Annotated in this window: 17 protein-coding genes; 13 read left to right on the forward strand and 4 right to left on the reverse strand. The window is 38.3% G+C overall.

What is annotated here, in order from left to right; genetic code table 11:
- The coding region (locus XM47_RS19200; protein WP_048693559.1) for a hypothetical protein at positions 1-217 on the forward strand (217 nt) is incomplete at its 5' end.
- A 266-nt stretch (positions 218-483) separates the two neighbouring features.
- Here the strand turns inward: XM47_RS19200 and XM47_RS13585 are convergent.
- From XM47_RS13585 to XM47_RS13595, 3 genes are all read right to left on the reverse strand, one after another.
- Complete coding sequence (locus XM47_RS13585; protein WP_048693562.1) at positions 484-1,380, reverse strand: surface lipoprotein assembly modifier; 897 nt, start codon at positions 1,378-1,380, stop codon at positions 484-486.
- A gap of 90 nt (positions 1,381-1,470) precedes the next feature.
- Entirely contained in the window at positions 1,471-2,385 is a 915-nt protein-coding gene (locus XM47_RS13590; RefSeq protein WP_048693564.1) for a hypothetical protein, read from the reverse strand.
- Positions 2,386-2,556: 171 nt separating this feature from the next.
- Complete coding sequence (locus XM47_RS13595) at positions 2,557-2,757, reverse strand: hypothetical protein (protein WP_048693567.1); 201 nt, start codon at positions 2,755-2,757, stop codon at positions 2,557-2,559.
- Between the two features lie 52 nt (positions 2,758-2,809).
- Between XM47_RS13595 and XM47_RS13600 the strand changes: the two genes are divergently transcribed.
- The 6 genes from XM47_RS13600 (at position 2,810) to malE (ending at position 10,069) form a co-directional block, all read left to right on the forward strand.
- Positions 2,810-3,736, forward strand: coding sequence for a class I SAM-dependent methyltransferase (locus XM47_RS13600; protein ID WP_053084573.1), 927 nt, complete (start codon positions 2,810-2,812; stop codon positions 3,734-3,736).
- A 128-nt stretch (positions 3,737-3,864) separates the two neighbouring features.
- Entirely contained in the window at positions 3,865-5,208 is a 1,344-nt protein-coding gene (locus XM47_RS13605) for a hypothetical protein (protein WP_048693569.1), read from the forward strand.
- Between the two features lie 65 nt (positions 5,209-5,273).
- On the forward strand, positions 5,274-6,272 hold the full coding sequence (locus XM47_RS13610; RefSeq protein ID WP_048693572.1) for a serine/threonine protein kinase: 999 nt from the start codon (positions 5,274-5,276) through the stop codon (positions 6,270-6,272).
- A gap of 61 nt (positions 6,273-6,333) precedes the next feature.
- Entirely contained in the window at positions 6,334-6,945 is a 612-nt protein-coding gene (locus tag XM47_RS13615; RefSeq protein WP_048693575.1) for a thiol:disulfide interchange protein DsbA/DsbL, read from the forward strand.
- 201 nt (positions 6,946-7,146) lie between these two features.
- The gene (locus XM47_RS13620) at positions 7,147-8,862 is read left to right on the forward strand and encodes a methyl-accepting chemotaxis protein (protein WP_048693578.1); all 1,716 of its coding nucleotides are present in this window, start codon (positions 7,147-7,149) and stop codon (positions 8,860-8,862) included.
- 13 nt (positions 8,863-8,875) lie between these two features.
- Positions 8,876-10,069, forward strand: a complete 1,194-nt coding sequence (gene malE, locus XM47_RS13625; RefSeq protein ID WP_077066570.1) for a maltose/maltodextrin ABC transporter substrate-binding protein MalE — start codon at positions 8,876-8,878, stop codon at positions 10,067-10,069.
- Between the two features lie 61 nt (positions 10,070-10,130).
- On the opposite strand, the gene metJ is transcribed toward malE, so the two are convergent.
- On the reverse strand, positions 10,131-10,448 hold the full coding sequence (gene metJ / locus XM47_RS13630; protein WP_048693581.1) for a met regulon transcriptional regulator MetJ: 318 nt from the start codon (positions 10,446-10,448) through the stop codon (positions 10,131-10,133).
- A gap of 243 nt (positions 10,449-10,691) precedes the next feature.
- On the opposite strand from metJ, the gene metB reads away from it, so the two are divergent.
- From metB to argH, 6 genes are all read left to right on the forward strand, one after another.
- Positions 10,692-11,849: a cystathionine gamma-synthase gene (metB, locus tag XM47_RS13635; protein WP_048693582.1), complete on the forward strand. Its 1,158-nt coding sequence runs from the start codon at positions 10,692-10,694 to the stop codon at positions 11,847-11,849.
- A 300-nt stretch (positions 11,850-12,149) separates the two neighbouring features.
- Positions 12,150-13,166: an N-acetyl-gamma-glutamyl-phosphate reductase gene (gene argC, locus XM47_RS13640; protein WP_048693587.1), complete on the forward strand. Its 1,017-nt coding sequence runs from the start codon at positions 12,150-12,152 to the stop codon at positions 13,164-13,166.
- Positions 13,167-13,267: 101 nt separating this feature from the next.
- Complete coding sequence (gene argB / locus XM47_RS13645) at positions 13,268-14,077, forward strand: acetylglutamate kinase (RefSeq protein ID WP_048693589.1); 810 nt, start codon at positions 13,268-13,270, stop codon at positions 14,075-14,077.
- 24 nt (positions 14,078-14,101) lie between these two features.
- Positions 14,102-15,013 carry an ornithine carbamoyltransferase gene (locus XM47_RS13650; protein WP_048693592.1) on the forward strand — a complete coding sequence of 304 codons (912 nt, stop codon included), beginning with the start codon at positions 14,102-14,104 and terminating at the stop codon, positions 15,011-15,013.
- Between the two features lie 85 nt (positions 15,014-15,098).
- Positions 15,099-16,325 (forward strand): argininosuccinate synthase, encoded by a 1,227-nt coding sequence (locus XM47_RS13655; protein WP_048693595.1) that lies wholly within the window; start codon positions 15,099-15,101, stop codon positions 16,323-16,325.
- Complete coding sequence (gene argH, locus XM47_RS13660) at positions 16,325-17,689, forward strand: argininosuccinate lyase (protein ID WP_048693598.1); 1,365 nt, start codon at positions 16,325-16,327, stop codon at positions 17,687-17,689. Before XM47_RS13655 ends, argH begins: the two co-directional genes overlap by 1 nt.
- The last annotated feature ends 44 nt before the right edge of the window (positions 17,690-17,733 follow it).

Raw genomic sequence — 17,733 nt, forward strand, 5'->3', positions numbered from 1 at the left:
CACCTCATACAATAGTTTACAAGAATATGTTGATAGTTCTCAAATTAACATTAGTCAAATTGATGACTTAGAAACTGAAACATGGAATGAATTTGTGGCACAAACTTCGAGTTTCGATTCTTGGGAATCAATGAAGGCTCTAGCTTTAGGTGAACTGCGCTCTAAGCATAAAGAACAAGTTATTGAGGAGTTATGTAACATCAAACCAATACAGTGAAGCTCAAGGGTAAAGTAACCTAAACGTTGGGGGGGCTAAAACTTGTAGTAACAGAGTGCTGTAACGAAAGCGAATTTGCAGATGTGTAGCTATAAATAAAGGTTATAAACCCTACCGCTAATTACATAGATTAGCGTTTTTCGTCTTGGCCGTTTTGTTTATTTGGAGTAAGTAAAAGCTAAGCTCATTCATCGCTGAGCTTAGCCTAATTCAAATACCGGTTTTAAATTCGAGATATTACGGGCTCTAGTCAAATTTTAGCGAGCTTAAAAGTTGGCTTTTAATTGGATTGAGCTAATAGTTTCATTATAAGTTAATGAGGCTAGCGTCGAGTTATTATCCGCATATTCAACTTTATTCGTTAGGCTAAATTGAGGCGTAAATTTCAATTTCCACTCTAACCCAAGTACTTGGCGTTTATCTTCTCTTGTCTGATTCGATTCAAAGTCATCTGAATAATCTTTATGGCTTAACTTCCACCAAGTTTGCACTGTATTGTCTAATTCCAGCCATTTAAAATTATGTGATAGCGCCAGCTGGCCTTGGAAACCTTGGTTGCTGAATTCTTTATGTTCCGCATCTTCATTGCTGATCCCTAGGTTTATATGGACAAAGCTCGAGGTTTGATTAAAAAAGTAAAAACCATCGATCATTTGCTCCATTATTTTGGCATCTCTACTGTTTAGATTAGCAAAATCTTTATCTTTAAAGTTGCTACTGAGTCTTAAATAGAAATCTTGATTTAGCAATTTAGACCAATAAAAGCTAAGTTGATTAAGTTTTAAAAAATCAGCTTTTGCCAGTTTTACTTGAGTAGAATAAAAGCTGGTGCCAATGGTTGATGCAGTTAAATCATAAGTTAGGTTGGTCGAAAACTGATTTAGCTTAAGATTATATTCATCTTCTTGCTGGTAATTTTTAGTGCTGTAGAGGTAGCTTGAACTCCAGTTTAAGTTATCGCTAATTTGCCAATCTGCTTTTAACTTAGCTGATAGCTTGAGTGAGATGTCAGACTTTTCACTCACTTGGTCTAGTTCAACTACTTTTAGCTTACTGTCGTGCTCAACACCTGAGTTTAGTCCTAAGCCAAATTTAACTGGCTCAGCGTTAAGGGTTTGAATTGCACATAAGTTAAATAAAATAACAGGGAATAAAGCTTTCATTTTGATAGCTCCTTAGCGTTGGTGATAAATGGGAGTTTGACCAATGTGCAGTAAACTACACATTGGTTTGGATTAAGGTTAGGCTTGAGGCTAGATAGAAGCCTTGATGCTTTCTGAGATAGAGTTTTCGACAGTATTCTCTACGGTTAACTCAATCACGCTATCTACTTCTGAGTTGATTGCTTCAGTCACTTGGGTTGAAACCGTTTCTGTAACGCTAGTCGTTGCAGCTTCTTCAGCGAGTATCGATATGTTCTCAGTCACAGCCGTTTCAATTGTTTGTGAAACCGAGTCATTCGTTGTTGCAATTACTTCAGCGGACAAATCTAGGCTGCTCTCAATTGATTGGTTTACACTGTTTTCAATATTGCTGCTCACTAGAGTTAATGCTTCAACACTGCTTTCAACTTGAGTTTCAGCAGTTTGTGTTAGTTCGGTCATAGTTGTTCCTGCAAGCGCAACATTTTCTGATACTTGGTCTTGAGTGTCTGCTTGCGCATCAAGACTGGTATCATTGGTTGATTTAAACCAAGCGGCGAACATGCTGAATAAGCTGGTGTCTGCTGTTTCTGTATTCTGTGTGGCATCACTTGATTCATCATTACTCGCAGTGGTCTCTGTGTTTGATTCTGATTCAGTTTCAGTTGGTTCATCTTGTGGCGCTGAATTGTCAGCTATTATTTCGCTATCGTCAGTCAGCGCTTCGTCTGTTTCTGCAACCAGTTGCGAGTCTTCTGTCTCAGTCTCTTGATCGTCAGTCATAACCGTATCTTGGCTTGGTGTCGCAGGGCTACTTTCTGCTGCTACTTCAGCCTCTTTCGAGGTTTCAACATTTGAAGTTTGCTCAGCTTGGCTAGCTTGCGTAGATTCCTGCTCAATTTGAGTCGTAGCATCTGCTTGAGTGTGGTTGTTGTGGCTTGCCGTAATTGCTATGTCTGCATTTGCCGCAGAAGAAATTAAACAAGTTACGATTAGTGCAGTTTTAGTTAAGTTGAAGTTAGTCATAATTTTTTACCTATATATTTGTTAATCTCACTTAGGTAACGTACTGACTGGCGAATTTATTCCAGATAAATTTTAAACTTGGAATAAAATGAGAACTAGATCACGGAATAAAATCGATAAAAAAGAAATGGAATCGTAAGTGACTGATTTTTATGTTGTTGTGTTTTTTTACTATTTTTTGTGTGCTGGCTTGTCGTTTTGTTCTGCTTTTTTTAACCAAGATTTAATCACCCTAGCAATTTGTTGGTAATCATCTTCAGCGAAAGTTTTTAGCAGGGCTTGGCTATTAGCTGTAGGTTGATGTTTTTGCAGTTGGCGAGCAAATAGTTTGTGTAATGGTGATGATTTCTTATTGGGTTTTGTGTGCGTCATAGTGCGTTTGCGTATAAACTATCGGCCAATTTTCTTTTAAGCATAATAAGTCATGTCGATAAATCCAGAAACCTTGTTTACTAATTTAATTATTCCTCAAAACGATGATTGCCAACGTTTGTTTCATGGCCGTGGGCATAGGTTTGCTGGATTTGAGCATATTTGTATTGATTGGTTTAAACCTGTGGTTTTGATTACTTTATATAAAGAAACCGCAACTGAGTTAGTCAATCAAATCTCTGAGTTTATCCAAGCTAATATAACGGCATGCCAATCTATTCAGGTGCAATCTAGACATTTGATGCAAGCGCCCATTGAAGTTGTTTGGGGTCAAGAGATAGATGCATTAGAAGTGACAGAGGCTGGGCTTAAATATGGTTTAACTTTAGGCCGCTCTCAAAACCATGGTATTTTTCTGGATATCAAATATGGCCGAGACTGGGTTAGACAAAACAGCCAAGGCAAACGAGTGTTAAACTTATTTTCGTATACTTGTGCTTTTTCTATTGCGGCGCATGCGGGTGGCGCAAAGCAAATACTTAATTTAGATATGAGCCGAGCGGCTTTAAATCGAGGTCGTGAAAATCATCACCTTAATCAGCAAGACACTAGCATAGTCAAATTTGAATCTGTTGATTTGTTTAAATCATTTGGTCGAGTTAGAAAGCATGGCCCTTATGATTTACTAATCTGTGATCCGCCTGCGTTTCAAAAAGGCAGTGTTAAGATAGAGCGAGATTACAAAAAAATAATACGACGCATACCTGAATTTATGGCAGACGGCGCTTTAATTATGTTGTGTTTAAATTCTCCAGATCTGGATGAAGCCTTCTTAACCGATACAGTTACTGAATATTGCCCTGAATGTCAATTTGTTGAGCAAGTCTCTGCGCCTGAAGTATTTACAGATGCGATTGCCGGTAAAGGATTAAAAGTCTTTATTTATAAGTACTCGGCAGTAGTTTTATCTGAACAATAGGATTACTTTGGTTAAAACATTGTTGTTTTAAAATTAGGCTGAATTTATTGCAAATAAAGTGTAAATTTTAATCTATGCTTTAGATAATAATTATACTCCCAAGGGTATGGAAACTAATTAGAGGTGCTATGTTTAAAACGGTTTTACTTGCAGCTTTTAGCCTAGCTTTAGGCTATTCAATTGCCTATTTACAGTTAAACTCTGATAAACCAACCCCAACCTCTAATTTAGCGGGCCAAACTAACTTGCCTGTCGAACAATCTGATTCGATCTCGTTTTCTGATTTTTTTCAATCAAATCATATTGAAGACTCTAAGTCTGCTCTGCAATTGGAAGCAGTCGAGCAATTACCGACTGAGAAAACCGCGGCAACAGATTGGCAAACAAGCGTAGAGGAATACGAGCAAGGTAATAGCAGCTATTTAGATTTATTAAAATTGGTCGCTTCTATTGCACAAAGCTCACCTGAAGAGCAGCAAGCTTTCATCTTAGCTAACTTATCGGATGAAAAAAGCCATAATTTAAAAATGACGACAGGCTTGTTGCTGAATAGTTTTTCCGAGCAGCACCCTGAATTGGCGATTGGATTATTGGACATAATGCCGAAGGAACAAAGAGCTGATTTTGGTCGAAATGTGCTTGTTAGCCTATCGAGAACTGAACCAGAGTTTGCTTGGGATTGGTTGAAATCAGCCGATACCGAAGCTACGGGAGATTTTTTATCGAAACGTAATTCAGCCTTTGCGGTTTCGAGTGTTTTGCGTCAGGCTGCTAAAAATCCAGAGTTGCAGCAAGATGTTTATCAATTTGCAGCAAGTTCTAATTTACTGTCACGCAATTATGTTAATTACACTCAGAGAAAAATTGCCGCACTCATGGCTGAAGAAGATGTTTACGCTGTATTAGATAAAGCATTAAATAACGATACAATTGATTCCATTTTATTTGAGAGTGCCGTTCAAAAAATTAGCGAAAATGATGCAACAGAAGCCGCAGAACTGATTCTTGATAATGAAGATATCGCCAGTAGCCGAACGGTTAATCAAGTATCCAAGCAGTATATTGAACAAGGTAAACAATCAGACTTAACCGAATTTTATGATGCGATTCAGGATGCTAGATTAAAAGATAATGTTGCAGTTAACCTAGTTTCGGAATTGGCAGAACAAGATTTGGAACAAGCCGGTGTTTGGCTAGCTCGGATTGAAGATAGTAGAAAAAAAGCCAACGCAGGTGTTGATATTATTCAGAGCGCCAGACAACAAAGCTATCATTCGTTAAGTCACGAAATTGATTTTATTAAAGATAATTTTCAAGGCAAGCGCAGTGCTCAAGTTAACTTATATGTTAACGCGTATAAGTATTGGTCTAAAACGGATCAAGATTCCGCGTTAAAAGCTATCAACAATATCCCTGATGATGACGGTAAAATCCGCGACCAAGTCAAACGTAGATTAAAGATTCGCGAATGAATCACTACCTGAGTTAACTTAAGCCATGTATCATGGCTTAAGTTTTTACCAAATGATTGATATTTATGACTGCTGATAAAGCTTTAGATTTTTCTTTTAGCACGCTGACACCTGATTTAATTTTAGATTTAATTGAATCGGTTGGCATTTTCCCTTCTTCCGGTTTAATTCCACTAAATAGCTATGAAAATCGCGTTTATCAGTTTGTTGCCGACGACACTAAGCGTTATGTTGTTAAGTTTTATCGCCCTCAAAGATGGACAAAAGCACAAATTTTAGAAGAGCATGAGTTTGCCAAGCAACTCATGGATGACGAGATCCCTGTCGTTGCGCCATTAATATTAAATGGGACTAGCTTGCATGAAGCATCAGGTTATCTATTTACTATCTATCCAAGTGTTGGCGGACGCTGTTTTGAAAATGATAATTTAGATCATTTGGAATGGATGGGACGCTTTATTGGCCGAATACATTTAATTGGCCAAAAACAAAGTTTTCAGCATAGACCTAGTATGCAACTGGCTGATTATTTAGATGGTGCTAGCGAACAATTGCTAGCGAGCGAGTTGCTCCCTATGTCATTAGAAACCCCATTTATCACGATTCTTGAACAGCTATGTGCTGCGACTAAAACTTTTTACCAGACAGACGGTATTAAACAATTTAGATTACATGGCGACTGCCATGCCGGTAATATTTTATGGCGAGATGGTCCCAATTTTGTTGATTTAGACGATGCTAGAAATGGCCCTGCTATTCAAGATATTTGGATGATGTTATCTGGGGACAGAGAGCAGCAATTAATGCAGCTAGATACTATGATTGACGGCTACGAAGAATTTTGCAGTTTCAATCCAGCTGAATTAAAACTGATTGAACCGCTGAGAGCTATGCGTATGGTGCATTATATGGGGTGGATTGCAAAACGCTGGTGTGACCCTGCATTTCCTCGTAGTTTTTCATGGTTTGCCGAAGGAAAATATTGGGAACAGCAAATACTAGCGTTTAAAGAGCAGTTATCTCAGTTACATGAGGAACCTTTACGCTTGATGTCTGGTCTATGATAAGTTATTTTCGTTTCTAGAATGATGAATTATTAATAAAAGATAAAAATTGGAATTTAGTATGAAAAAAATCTTAGCTGTTGTTTTCTCTATTTTATTGCCTTTGACGGCATGTGCCGAGAAATTTGAAGAAGATAAGCATTACAAAGTATTACCGATAGCGGCGACTAAGACGCCAGAAGTTAAAGAGTTTTTCTCGTTTTATTGCCCACATTGTTTCGCTTTTGAACCTTATATAGACACAATCAAAAAATCTTTACCGGCAGATGTAAAATTCAGTAAAAGCCATGTGGATTTTATGCCAAGAAACAATCGTGAGGTTGCACAAGGTTTATCTAAAACCATGGGCGCATTACAAATATTGAAACAAGAAGAAAAAGCGGTATCGGCTATTTTTAATCATATCCATACTGACAGAAAAAGCTTCTCTTCAATGACTGATGTTAGAGGCAAGGTTGTTGGTGCCGGTGTAGACCCGAAAAAATATGACGCGGCTTATAATAGTTTTGTTGTTTCTGGGATGGCTAACCAAATGAAAAACGAACAGAAAAAGTTCAGAATCGACAGCGTACCAACGGTTGTTGTTAACGGTAAATATAAAGTGATTTTAGGTAGCGTTAAAACCGAAGCTGCTTACGCTGAGTTAGTGAATTACTTATTAACTAAAAAATAAACTAAAGGTTATAGACTCTAAAGTCGCTTTTTAGCATCACTTTAGAGTCTATAAATTATCTCTCTTTCTTTTTTCTTCCCTTTTACATCATTTTTATTTCTAAACTTCTCAATTATCACCATATTGCACTAATCTAAAGATCTAAACATTTTTACGGACTTTCCTTTTTTAATTAAAGGATTGAGCAATTTTAGGTTGGGTATGAATTTAAGAAATCGATTGAGTATTTTTATGGCTTTAATTGGCCTACTCATTTTAGGTAGCTTATCAACTATTTTTAATTCCACTTCAGATGTGGGTGAGACAGCTGATCAGCAAAAAATTCAAGTGTTAAAACAAAATGAGTTGGTTGTTACCTTGAAAGCTCAAGCTAGTAAAGTTGCACCAGCGGTTGATTTGATGAATCAAATCTCAAATATTCAGCGAGAGTTATTTTCTGTTCAGTACGCTTTTGCTAACGCGAGTTTAACTTTAACAAATACCGATCTGGTTGCTGCTAATAAAGCCATGAAGCAATTGGAACCAAAAGTTCTGAGCTTTTTAAATAAATTCCCAAGTATTTCTAACCAAATTCCTGCGGTAAAAGATGCATTTTATGCGGCTAATGTTTACGGCAATAAAATGAATGACTTTTTGTTGGATGATTTATCTGCCATTGCAGGTGATATGGCAGTTGGTTTAAATCAGCAAGTCGGCATTATTTCTAAAGTGTTAGATGAATTAAGTCAGCAAAGCACCAAAGACGTAAATAATAATATTAGAGATGTTGTCAGTGAGATTAACCAAGTAAACACCAGTGCTGATCTGGTTAGCCAAGGTGTAGATAAAATTATTGATAAGGTTGCTTCGGTTAGCCAGTTGGTATTTATTGTTGGTATTGTCGTGATTGGCATATCTATGTTGTTAGTTGTTTCCTTCACCCATTCACTCAAAAGTGCAACTAAGCAGGTTGCATCAAACTTGACTGAAATTAGTCGGAATAAGAATTTGTCATTAAGAATTAATCGTTCTCAACAAGATGAATTTGGTTTAATTGCAAATGATGTTGACAATATGATGGAAACCTTCCAGCAGGTCGTTATGCAAGTTACTTCGACAGCTGATGGTGTAGGACATGAAATTGAGCTAATGAGTAATCGCAGCGATAGTCTAAATGATTTAATTCGATCACAGCAAAATTCGCTTGAAACTGTTTCTGCTTCTGTCACCCAAATGTCAGCTTCAGCAGAAGAGGTTTCAACTAATGCGGATGTCACCGCCAAAACAACTGAAGATGCAAACGCTATTGGTCAACGAGGCTTAGATGTCGTGGCGCAAAGCATTAGTAACATTCAAGATTTAAGTCACCAGCTAAACGTTTCCCAGCAAACTATTAACGATTTAGAAAAAGATGTTGCTAGCATAGGCGGGATCTTAGCTGTTATTGAAGGTATAGCAGAACAAACAAATTTACTTGCATTGAATGCAGCAATTGAAGCCGCAAGGGCTGGCGAGCAAGGTCGAGGCTTTGCAGTTGTTGCTGATGAAGTTCGTTCACTCGCTAGTCGAACTCAGGAAAGCACGGTGGAAATACGCCAAACGATTGAGGGGTTACAAAGTCGAACGACTACTGCTGTTTCGGCAATGAAAAAATCAATTAGTGTTAGTAGTAGTAGTGTTGAGCAAGCTCAAAGCACTTCTGATGCGATTAGCGATATTTGCCGCTCGTTGCATGAGATTATGGATTTAACTCAGTTAATTGCAACCGCTTCTAAAGAGCAGTCGATTGCATCTGCTGATATATCAACTCAGTTATCCAATCTTTCGAATTCTTCATTTGAGTTGTTACAGCTAGCAAATGAAAATAAAGATGGTGGGCATAGAATGTTTGATCAGGGCGAAGAGCTAAAATCGTCAATCTCAATATTTAAACTATAGAATGAGTAAGGTTATGAAAAACAGAGCAATTTTCTTTTACGTTTTACTCTTTATGTTTAGTTCTCACAGTTATGCTTGGGAAAAAAATGAATTATTAATTTGGACCAAACCGGAAAACTTTGGCAATCAAGGCTTTATTAAGTTGGCCAAAAAATTTGAACGTGAAACGGGTAAAAAAATCACTATAGTTGAGCCAGAGTCTTTAGTGGATGATCAACCAACACGAGACTATAACCGTAAGGTGGTGTTAAACCGAGGTCCAGATATTTTTATTCGAACACATGATCGAATTGGCGAACTCGCACAAGCAGGTTTGATTGCCGAGGTTAAACCTAAGGCCTCTACGCTAAAAAATATCAATCAAAATTACTGGAATGCGGTTAGTTACGACAGTCGCTTATTTGGTTACCCAATTTCGGTTGAGGGAGTCACGCAAATTTGCAATGCTAAATTGGTCGATAGGGCTTATCAGTCGATAAAAGAAGTAGAGCAAGATACGCCTAGGTTGAAGCGTCAAAATAAAAAAGCTTTTATTTGGGATTATATGAATAATTACTTTTCATATGGCTTCATCACATCAGAAGGGGGCTACACCTTTAAATTTAGTGATGGCGCTTATAACCCATCAAACACAGGCGTTAATAATCAAGGTGCAATTGCCGGTGTGTCTATGATAAAACGCTTATTGACGAATAAATTACTCCCTGCAGAAATCGGCTACTCTGTGGTTGATGATGCATTTAAGAATGAAGAAGTTGCCTGTATTGTTAATGGTCCTTGGTCTTGGGAAGATTATAAAAAATCTGGGATAGATATACGTATTTCAGGTCTACCCAAAGTAGATAAAGGTCAGCCTAAGGTTTTCATTGGTGTACTTTCTGCAATGGTAAATCCAAGTTCTCCTAATTCTGCTTTAGTAAGTCAGTTTATTGAAGACTATTTATTACAACCTTCTGGTCTTGCTATGATTAATGCCGATAAGCCCCTCGGTGCAGTGACTCATAATGGTTATATGCAGACGCTTTCAAAAGGAAATACTCGATTAGCGAATGCGAGTAAGGTTTGGGAAAATGGTGAGCCTATGCCGAATATTCCTAAAATGGCTAGGTACTGGAATCATATGGACACGGCTTTATATGAAGTACTACGTAATAACAAAGATGTACGAGAAGCACTTAAAGATGCTTCTGAACGGATAACTCGATAATAATTACGCGGGTTTATTCTCGCTTAAATAGCCTAATGTGGGAGGAAACAATCACATTAGGTTAAATATCTTCTTCATCAATCTCGATACCCATAGCTTCCATAATTTCTTGTGCTTCTTTTGGAATGATATGGGTTGAATCTTTGGCTAGATCTTCATCTGACGGAAGAGGCTGGCCAGTAAATGCATGCAAAAAAGCTTCGCAAAGTAATTCGCTATTAGTGGCGTGTTTTAAGTTGTTAACTTGTCTACGTGTGCGTTCGTCAGTTAAAACCTTTAGAACATTGGTTGGAATAGAAACGGTGACCTTTTTGACTAGTTCACTTTTTTTACCATGTTGTGCGTAAGGGTGAATATATTGTCCGTTCCATTGTGCCATAATGAGTACTTCACTTTTTTAATATTTATTTTTCTGGCAAAATTGTAACCCTTACACATGATTCGTCAATAAACTCTTGTATGCAAATACCTGCTATATGCTGGTTTATATAACGAATAAGTTGAAACAACTTGACCAGAACGAATTCAATCGCTACATTTTAGCCGTATAGACGTCCATACTCAAGCTATCTTAAGATTCTTATCTTTAAAGCAGTTTGAACCAACATAAAAGAAGCTAATTATGACTAAAAAGAATCTTTCAACTATCGCTGTTCGCGGTGGTATCGAAAATGATGGCCAATATAACGCTGTTGTTCCACCAATTTATCTTTCAAGTACCTATGCGTTTGAAGGCTTTGACCAAAAAGGTCCATATGATTACAGCCGTTGTGGCAACCCATCTCGTGATATTTTAGCCAACACATTAGCTGAATTAGAGCAGGGCGAACACGGTATTGTAACTGCAACCGGAACGGCTGCGATCCACCTTGTCTGCCAATTATTAAAGCCAGATGATTTATTAGTTGTGCCGCATGACTGTTATGGCGGAAGTTATCGTTTATTCGTTAACCTTGCAGAACGTGGTGCTTTTAAATTAAAAGTGATTAACCAGACAAACCCTGCGGAATTAGATGAAGCGTTTGCAGCTAAGCCTAAAGTTATTTGGGTCGAAACACCTAGCAACCCATTATTACGCATTACTGATGTTAAAAATATCAGCGCAAGAGCAAAAGCTTGTGGTGCTTATGTCGCTGTTGATAATACTTTCCTTTCGCCAGTATTCCAGCAACCTTTAACTTTAGGTGCTGATATTGTCGTGCATTCAACCACTAAATATATCAACGGTCATAGTGACGTTGTTGGTGGTGTAGTTGTAACTGCATCAAAAGAGCTGGGTGAAGAATTGGCTTGGTGGGCAAACTGTATCGGAATTACAGGCTCAGCATTTGACAGTTATCTAACCTTACGTGGTGTGCGCACGCTTGTTCCAAGAATGAAACAACATCAAGAAAACTCATTATTGTTAGTTGATGTGTTAAATGGACACGAAGCTGTTGATGTTGTTTATCACCCTAGTTTACCGACCCATCCTGGTCATGATATTGCTCGTGAACAGCAACTTGGTTTTGGTGCTATGTTAAGTTTCGAGCTTAAAGGCGGCACAGATCAAGTGATCAAATTTATCGACGCATTGCATCATTTCTCATTAGCTGAGTCTTTAGGTGGCGTTGAAAGTTTAGTGTGTCATCCTGCAACTATGACACACGCAGCAATGGATGAAGCGGCTCAATTAACGGCTGGTATTAAGCAGAACTTAGTACGCTTTTCTGTTGGTATCGAAGATGGCAAAGAATTAGCAACAGATGTTAAACAAGCTTTAGATTCATTATTGGATTAACTTTTTGCTAATAATGCTAAATAGGTGTTTAAATATTCACTTTTTTTGAATATATATTCACTTTTTAGCTTGAGAATATCTAATTTGCTGGTTAATATATCAGCAATTGAAGTTTGCTATTTTCCTTGTTTGAAAACTTATTAAGCTCATTCAAGCCAAATTAGTCAATTTATACAAATTAGCGCATGGTTCAGGCATTTTTTTTCAATTTGTCCTCACCGTGCGCTTTATTTTTTAGCTAGCTGATTGTTACAATACGCCTTTGGTTTTGCGCTCAGAAAAAAGAGAAGGGTAAAATAAATGATTCGAGTTTCTATTGTTGGTGCAAGTGGTTACACAGGTGCTGAGCTTGCAGGCATTATTCATAAACATCCAGAGTTTGAAATAGCTGGTTTATACGTTTCTGAGAACAGTGCAGATGCCTATAAAGCGTTTTCTGCAATTCATGGTCAATTTGCTTACCAAATCGATCGTACATTAATCCCTATTTCTGAGAATCAAATCCCTAAAATCGTCGCAGAATGCGATGCTTTATTCTTATGTACACCACACGAAGCGAGTGTTGAAATGGTGGCTAAAGTTATTGCTTCTGGTGGCGTTGTATTTGATTTATCTGGTGCTTATCGTCTTTCTGACTTAGCGGTTATCAAGCAATATTACGGTTTCTCTCATAAGCACCCTGATTTATTGACCCAAGCTGTTTACGGTTTAGCTGAGTGGAATAGCGCAAATATTGCAAAAACGAATTTAATTTCTGTACCTGGTTGCTATCCAACTGCATCTTTATCTGCATTAAAACCATTAAAAGAAGCTAAATTAATCGATACTAATGTTTTACCTGTCATTAACGCGACTAGTGGTGTTACTGGTGCTGGCCGTAGTGCTAAATTAAGTTCAAGCTTTTGTGAAGTTAGCTTGAACCCATACGGTGTACTTAATCACAGACACCAGCCGGAAATTACCGAGCATTTAGGCAACCCAGTTATTTTTACGCCTCATTTAGGTAATTTTAAGCGCGGTATTTTAGCGACTATCACGCTTAAATTAGTGGATGGCGCTAATTTAAATCAAGTTAATGCGGCTTATGCGACAGCTTACGAAGGTAAGAGTTTAGTTCGTTTACGTCAGGCTTGGCCTTCAATTAAAGATGTTGAGAATACGCCTTTTGTTGACCTACATTGGGAATTTGATCCAAATACAGGTTACTTAGTTGTGGTTTCTGCCATTGATAATTTATTGAAAGGGGCTGCGTCACAAGCTGTACAGTGCGCAAACTTAAGATTTGGCTTTGACTCAGGTCGAGGCTTAATCCAGTAAGGCTTCGGCAGAAGCTTATTAAGCTAATAAGCATGTATTATCAGTAAAAATTAATAAGGGCTAATGCAGCCCTTATCTTATTTAAGGTTAGACCTCCAGAAATGTCAGAAATTACGTCAGATGCATTAACGAATTCTAAAACTCTAGTGATCAAAGTCGGTGGTGCTTTATTAGAAAGCGCTGAAAGCCTGACAGAGTTTTTTTCTGAATTAAAAAAAATCCGCCAACAACATAAAGTGGTTGTTGTTCATGGTGGTGGTGCGCTAGTTCAGCAGTTGTTAGCTGACTTAGGCATTAAAAGCGAAAAGAAAAATGGTTTACGTATTACGCCAGCTGAGCATATTCCTTATGTTGTTGGTGGATTAGCAGGTACTGCTAATAAGCAAATGGTTTCATCTGCAACTGCTATCGGCGATAAAGCCGTTGGTATTAGCTTAGCCGATGGTGCTGAAATTATTTGTACCGTTCCAGATGCAGACCTAGGTTGTGTTGGTCAAGTGGAATCAGGTAAAGCAGATTTAGTGAATACTTTGCTAGATGCCGGTTATTTACCTGTGATTAGTTCAATTGGAACCGATGCAAATGGCACCTTACTTAATGTAAATGCCGATCAAGCAGCAGAAGCTTTAGCTAAAATATTAAACGGTCAGTTAATCTTATTGTCTGATGTAGATGGCATTTTAGATGGCGAGAAAAAAGTTATCTCAACTATGACCAAGTCGCTAGCCGCTCAGTTAATTGAAGCGCAAGTGATTACCGATGGCATGGTAGTAAAAGTAAATACGGCAATCGAAACTGCGACGACATTAGGCGCGCCAATCGGTATTTTAAACTGGCGTTATCCGCAGTTAATTTCTCAATGGTTAGCAGACCAATCTTGCGGCACAACAGTTGTTCCAGCAAATAGTTAACCTGAAAATGAATGGAGTTGTATTGTGCAACATTTTTTAACGGTAAAAGATCGCTCTAAAGAAGAGCTGATGGATATCATCAAACTAGCTGTCGATTTTAAAGCAAATCCAGCTAAGTACAGCCAAGCATTAGCGGGCAAAAGTATCGCGACAATTTATGAGAAGCCTTCATTACGTACTCGTGTTAGCTTCGATGTTGGTATTGCTAAGTTAGGCGGCCATGCGGTTTATATGGATCAGCAAAATGGCGCTTTGGGTAAACGTGAATCAGTTAAAGATTTTGCACTAAATTTATCTTGCTGGGTTGATGGTATTGTTGCGCGCGTCTTTGATCATAATACCTTACTTGAGTTAGCTGAATTTGGTTCTGTGCCTGTGGTTAACTCATTATGTGATTTATACCACCCTTGCCAAGCAATGGCTGATTATCAAACTTTATACGAAGCACGTGGTAACTCTTTAGAAGGCGCATCAATCGCTTATATTGGTGATGGTAATAATGTAACCCATTCTTTAATGTTAGCTGGTGCTATCTTAGGGGTTAAAGTTGTTGTTATTACCCCAGTTGGCTATTCACCTGATGCTCATTTAGTATTAGAAGCTCAGAAATTAGCAGCTGAAAATGGCGGAGAAATCATTCTGAGCCATAATGTAGACGATGCGAAAGGTGTCGAGGCTGTTTATAATGATACTTGGATTTCTATGGGTGACACTAAATCACTTGAAGAGATCAAAAAAATATTTGAACCTTACCAAACCAATGTAGAATTAATGGTTAAATTAGGCGCTAAATATTTCATGCACTGCCAACCTGTTTATCGTGGTATTGAAGCAACAGACGAAGTGGTAGATGGCGAAGATTCTTTGCTTATGCAACAAGCGGAAAACCGCATGCATGCGCAAAACGCTGTTTTAATGACCTTACTTACTAAATAAGTAGTCAAAACATTAATGTAGGTCAGGCTTAGCCTGAAAAACTGAAATGTCGGCTAAGCCCGATATACAAAGAGAGTAAATTTACATGTCAGATATCAAAAAAGTAGTATTAGCATACAGTGGCGGTTTAGATACGTCGGCTATCATTCCGTGGTTAAAAGAAACTTACAATGGATGTGAAGTTGTTGCTTTTTGTGCCGATGTTGGCCAAGGCGAAGAAGAACTTGAAGGTATTCAAGAAAAAGCTATCGCCTCTGGTGCTTCTGAATGTCATGTTGTTGACCTTAAAGAAGAATTTGTAAAAGACTACATTTACCCAATCGTTAAAACAGGCGCTGTTTACGAAGGTGAATACTTATTAGGTACGTCAATGGCGCGCCCTGTAATCGCTAAAGCACACGTTGAAGTTGCTTTAAAAGTAGGTGCAGACGCGGTATGTCACGGTTGTACTGGTAAAGGTAATGACCAAGTTCGTTTCGAATCTTGTTTTGCTGCATTAGCGCCACAGTTAAAAGTAATTGCTCCTTGGCGTGAGTGGGAAATGCGTTCACGTGAAGACTTATTAAACTACTTAGCTGAGCGTGATATTCCTTGTGCTGCATCTTTAACTAAGATTTATAGCCGCGACGCTAATGCATGGCACATTTCACACGAAGGTGGTGAAATTGAAGATCCATGGTGTGAGCCGTCTAAAGGCATTTGGACTATGACAGTTGATCCTATGGATGCACCTGACGAGTCTGAAACAATTCAATTAAGCTTTGATAAAGGTGAATTAGTTGCTGTTGATGGTAAAGAATTATCAGCTTATAACGCATTAGTTTACTTAAATGAAAAAGCAGCAGCACACGGTGTTGGTCGAATCGATATCGTTGAAAACCGTTTAGTTGGTATGAAATCTCGCGGTTGTTATGAAACACCAGGCGGTACAGTATTAATGAAAGCTTACAAAGCTTTAGAGTGTATGGTGCTGGACAAAAACTCACTTAAATTCCGTGAGCAAGTTGGCCTAGAGTTCTCTCATGTTATTTATGACGGTCGTTGGTTCACGCCATTATCTAAGTCTTTATTAGCAGCGGCAGCTTCTTTTGCTGAAGATATCACAGGTGATATCGTGGTACGTTTATACAAGGGTAACTGTACAGTTACACAACGTCGTTCAGTTAACAGCTTATACAACGAAGAATTCTCAACTTTTGGTGAAGACGAAGTTTATAACCAAAAAGATGCTGAAGGCTTCATCCGTTTATTCAGCTTATCAAGCCGCATTGGTGCAATGAATAAAGCTGAGCAAGCAGCGGAGAAAAAATAATGGCACTTTGGGGCGGCCGTTTTACCGGTCAAACAAGTGATTTATTTAAAGCATTTAATGACTCTCTGCCTGTGGATTACCGCATGGCAGAGCAAGATATTGTTGGCTCTATCTCTTGGGCGCGTGCATTAGCGACAGTTAATGTATTAACGGCACAAGAGCAACAAGATCTAGAAGCGGCATTAAATGCGCTTTTAGCTGAAGTTAAAGCAGATCCTGCGATCGTTTTATTATCTGATGCTGAAGATATTCACAGCTGGGTTGAAGGCAAGTTAATCGATGCTGTTGGTGATTTAGGTAAAAAATTACATACAGGTCGTAGCCGAAATGACCAAGTGGCAACAGATTTAAAACTTTGGTGTAAAGAGCAAGTTGCGACTTTAGCGGGTTTACTAGAGAACTTAATTGAATCTTTAGTTGAATTAGCTAAGCGTGAACAAGATACGGTTTTACCGGGTTACACGCATTTGCAAAGAGCTCAACCTGTTACTTTTGCACACTGGTGTTTAGCTTATGTTGAAATGTTTGAACGTGATTTAATCCGTTTAAACAATGCCCTTAATCTATTAGACACTTCGCCTTTAGGTTGTGGTGCATTAGCTGGGACTGCATACGCAATTGACCGTGAAGCATTAGCTAAAGATTTAGGTTTTGCTCGTGCGACACGTAATAGCTTAGATTCAGTATCTGATCGTGACCATGTAATGGAATTATTATCAGTTGCTTCTATTTCAAGCGTACATTTATCTCGTATGGCAGAAGACATTATCTTCTACAATTCGGGTGAAGCTGGTTTCTTAGAAATGGCTGACAATGTAACTTCTGGTTCATCTTTGATGCCACAGAAGAAAAACCCAGATGCAATGGAGTTAATCCGTGGTAAATGTGGTCGTGTTGTTGGTTCATTAACTGGCATGTTAACAACCATGAAAGCTTTGCCACTTGCATACAACAAAGACATGCAAGAAGACAAAGAAGGTTTGTTTGATGCAGTTGACACTTGGACAATTTGCTTACAAATGGCTGTACTTTGTATTGATGGGTTAAAAACTAATCCAGAACGTACTTACACAGCTGCACAGCAAGGTTATTCAAACGCAACTGAACTAGCAGATTACTTAGTGGCTAAAGGTATTCCTTTCCGTGAAGCACATCATATTGTTGGTGTTGCTGTTGTTGCTGCAATTGAGTTGAAGCAACCGCTTGAAGATTTACCAATTGAAAAGCTAAAAGAGTTTAGTGATGTTATTGAAGATGACGTATACCAACACTTAACAATTGAAGCTTGCTTAGAAAAACGTGTTGCTTTAGGTGGAACATCTAAAGAACAAGTTAAAGCCGCGATAGCAGCTAAAGCTAAGTAAACGAGGTTAATGGGAACTTCTCCCATTAAGGTCAATAAAAAGCG

Origin of the sequence: Catenovulum maritimum (genome assembly GCF_001050375.1) — a bacterium.
Lineage (GTDB): Bacteria > Pseudomonadota > Gammaproteobacteria > Enterobacterales > Alteromonadaceae > Catenovulum > Catenovulum maritimum.

Excerpts from the sequence above, each read along its gene's own strand:
- XM47_RS13585 (WP_048693562.1), bottom strand. The coding sequence starts at position 1,380 with ATGAAAGCTTTATTCCCTGTTATTTTATTTAACTTATGTGCAATTCAA.
- XM47_RS13590 (WP_048693564.1), bottom strand. The coding sequence starts at position 2,385 with ATGACTAACTTCAACTTAACTAAAACTGCACTAATCGTAACTTGTTTA.
- XM47_RS13595 (WP_048693567.1), bottom strand. The coding sequence starts at position 2,757 with ATGACGCACACAAAACCCAATAAGAAATCATCACCATTACACAAACTA.
- XM47_RS13600 (WP_053084573.1), top strand. The coding sequence starts at position 2,810 with ATGTCGATAAATCCAGAAACCTTGTTTACTAATTTAATTATTCCTCAA.
- XM47_RS13605 (WP_048693569.1), top strand. The coding sequence starts at position 3,865 with ATGTTTAAAACGGTTTTACTTGCAGCTTTTAGCCTAGCTTTAGGCTAT.
- XM47_RS13610 (WP_048693572.1), top strand. The coding sequence starts at position 5,274 with ATGACTGCTGATAAAGCTTTAGATTTTTCTTTTAGCACGCTGACACCT.
- XM47_RS13615 (WP_048693575.1), top strand. The coding sequence starts at position 6,334 with ATGAAAAAAATCTTAGCTGTTGTTTTCTCTATTTTATTGCCTTTGACG.
- XM47_RS13620 (WP_048693578.1), top strand. The coding sequence starts at position 7,147 with ATGAATTTAAGAAATCGATTGAGTATTTTTATGGCTTTAATTGGCCTA.
- malE (WP_077066570.1), top strand. The coding sequence starts at position 8,876 with ATGAAAAACAGAGCAATTTTCTTTTACGTTTTACTCTTTATGTTTAGT.
- metJ (WP_048693581.1), bottom strand. The coding sequence starts at position 10,448 with ATGGCACAATGGAACGGACAATATATTCACCCTTACGCACAACATGGT.
- metB (WP_048693582.1), top strand. The coding sequence starts at position 10,692 with ATGACTAAAAAGAATCTTTCAACTATCGCTGTTCGCGGTGGTATCGAA.
- argC (WP_048693587.1), top strand. The coding sequence starts at position 12,150 with ATGATTCGAGTTTCTATTGTTGGTGCAAGTGGTTACACAGGTGCTGAG.
- argB (WP_048693589.1), top strand. The coding sequence starts at position 13,268 with ATGTCAGAAATTACGTCAGATGCATTAACGAATTCTAAAACTCTAGTG.
- XM47_RS13655 (WP_048693595.1), top strand. The coding sequence starts at position 15,099 with ATGTCAGATATCAAAAAAGTAGTATTAGCATACAGTGGCGGTTTAGAT.
- argH (WP_048693598.1), top strand. The coding sequence starts at position 16,325 with ATGGCACTTTGGGGCGGCCGTTTTACCGGTCAAACAAGTGATTTATTT.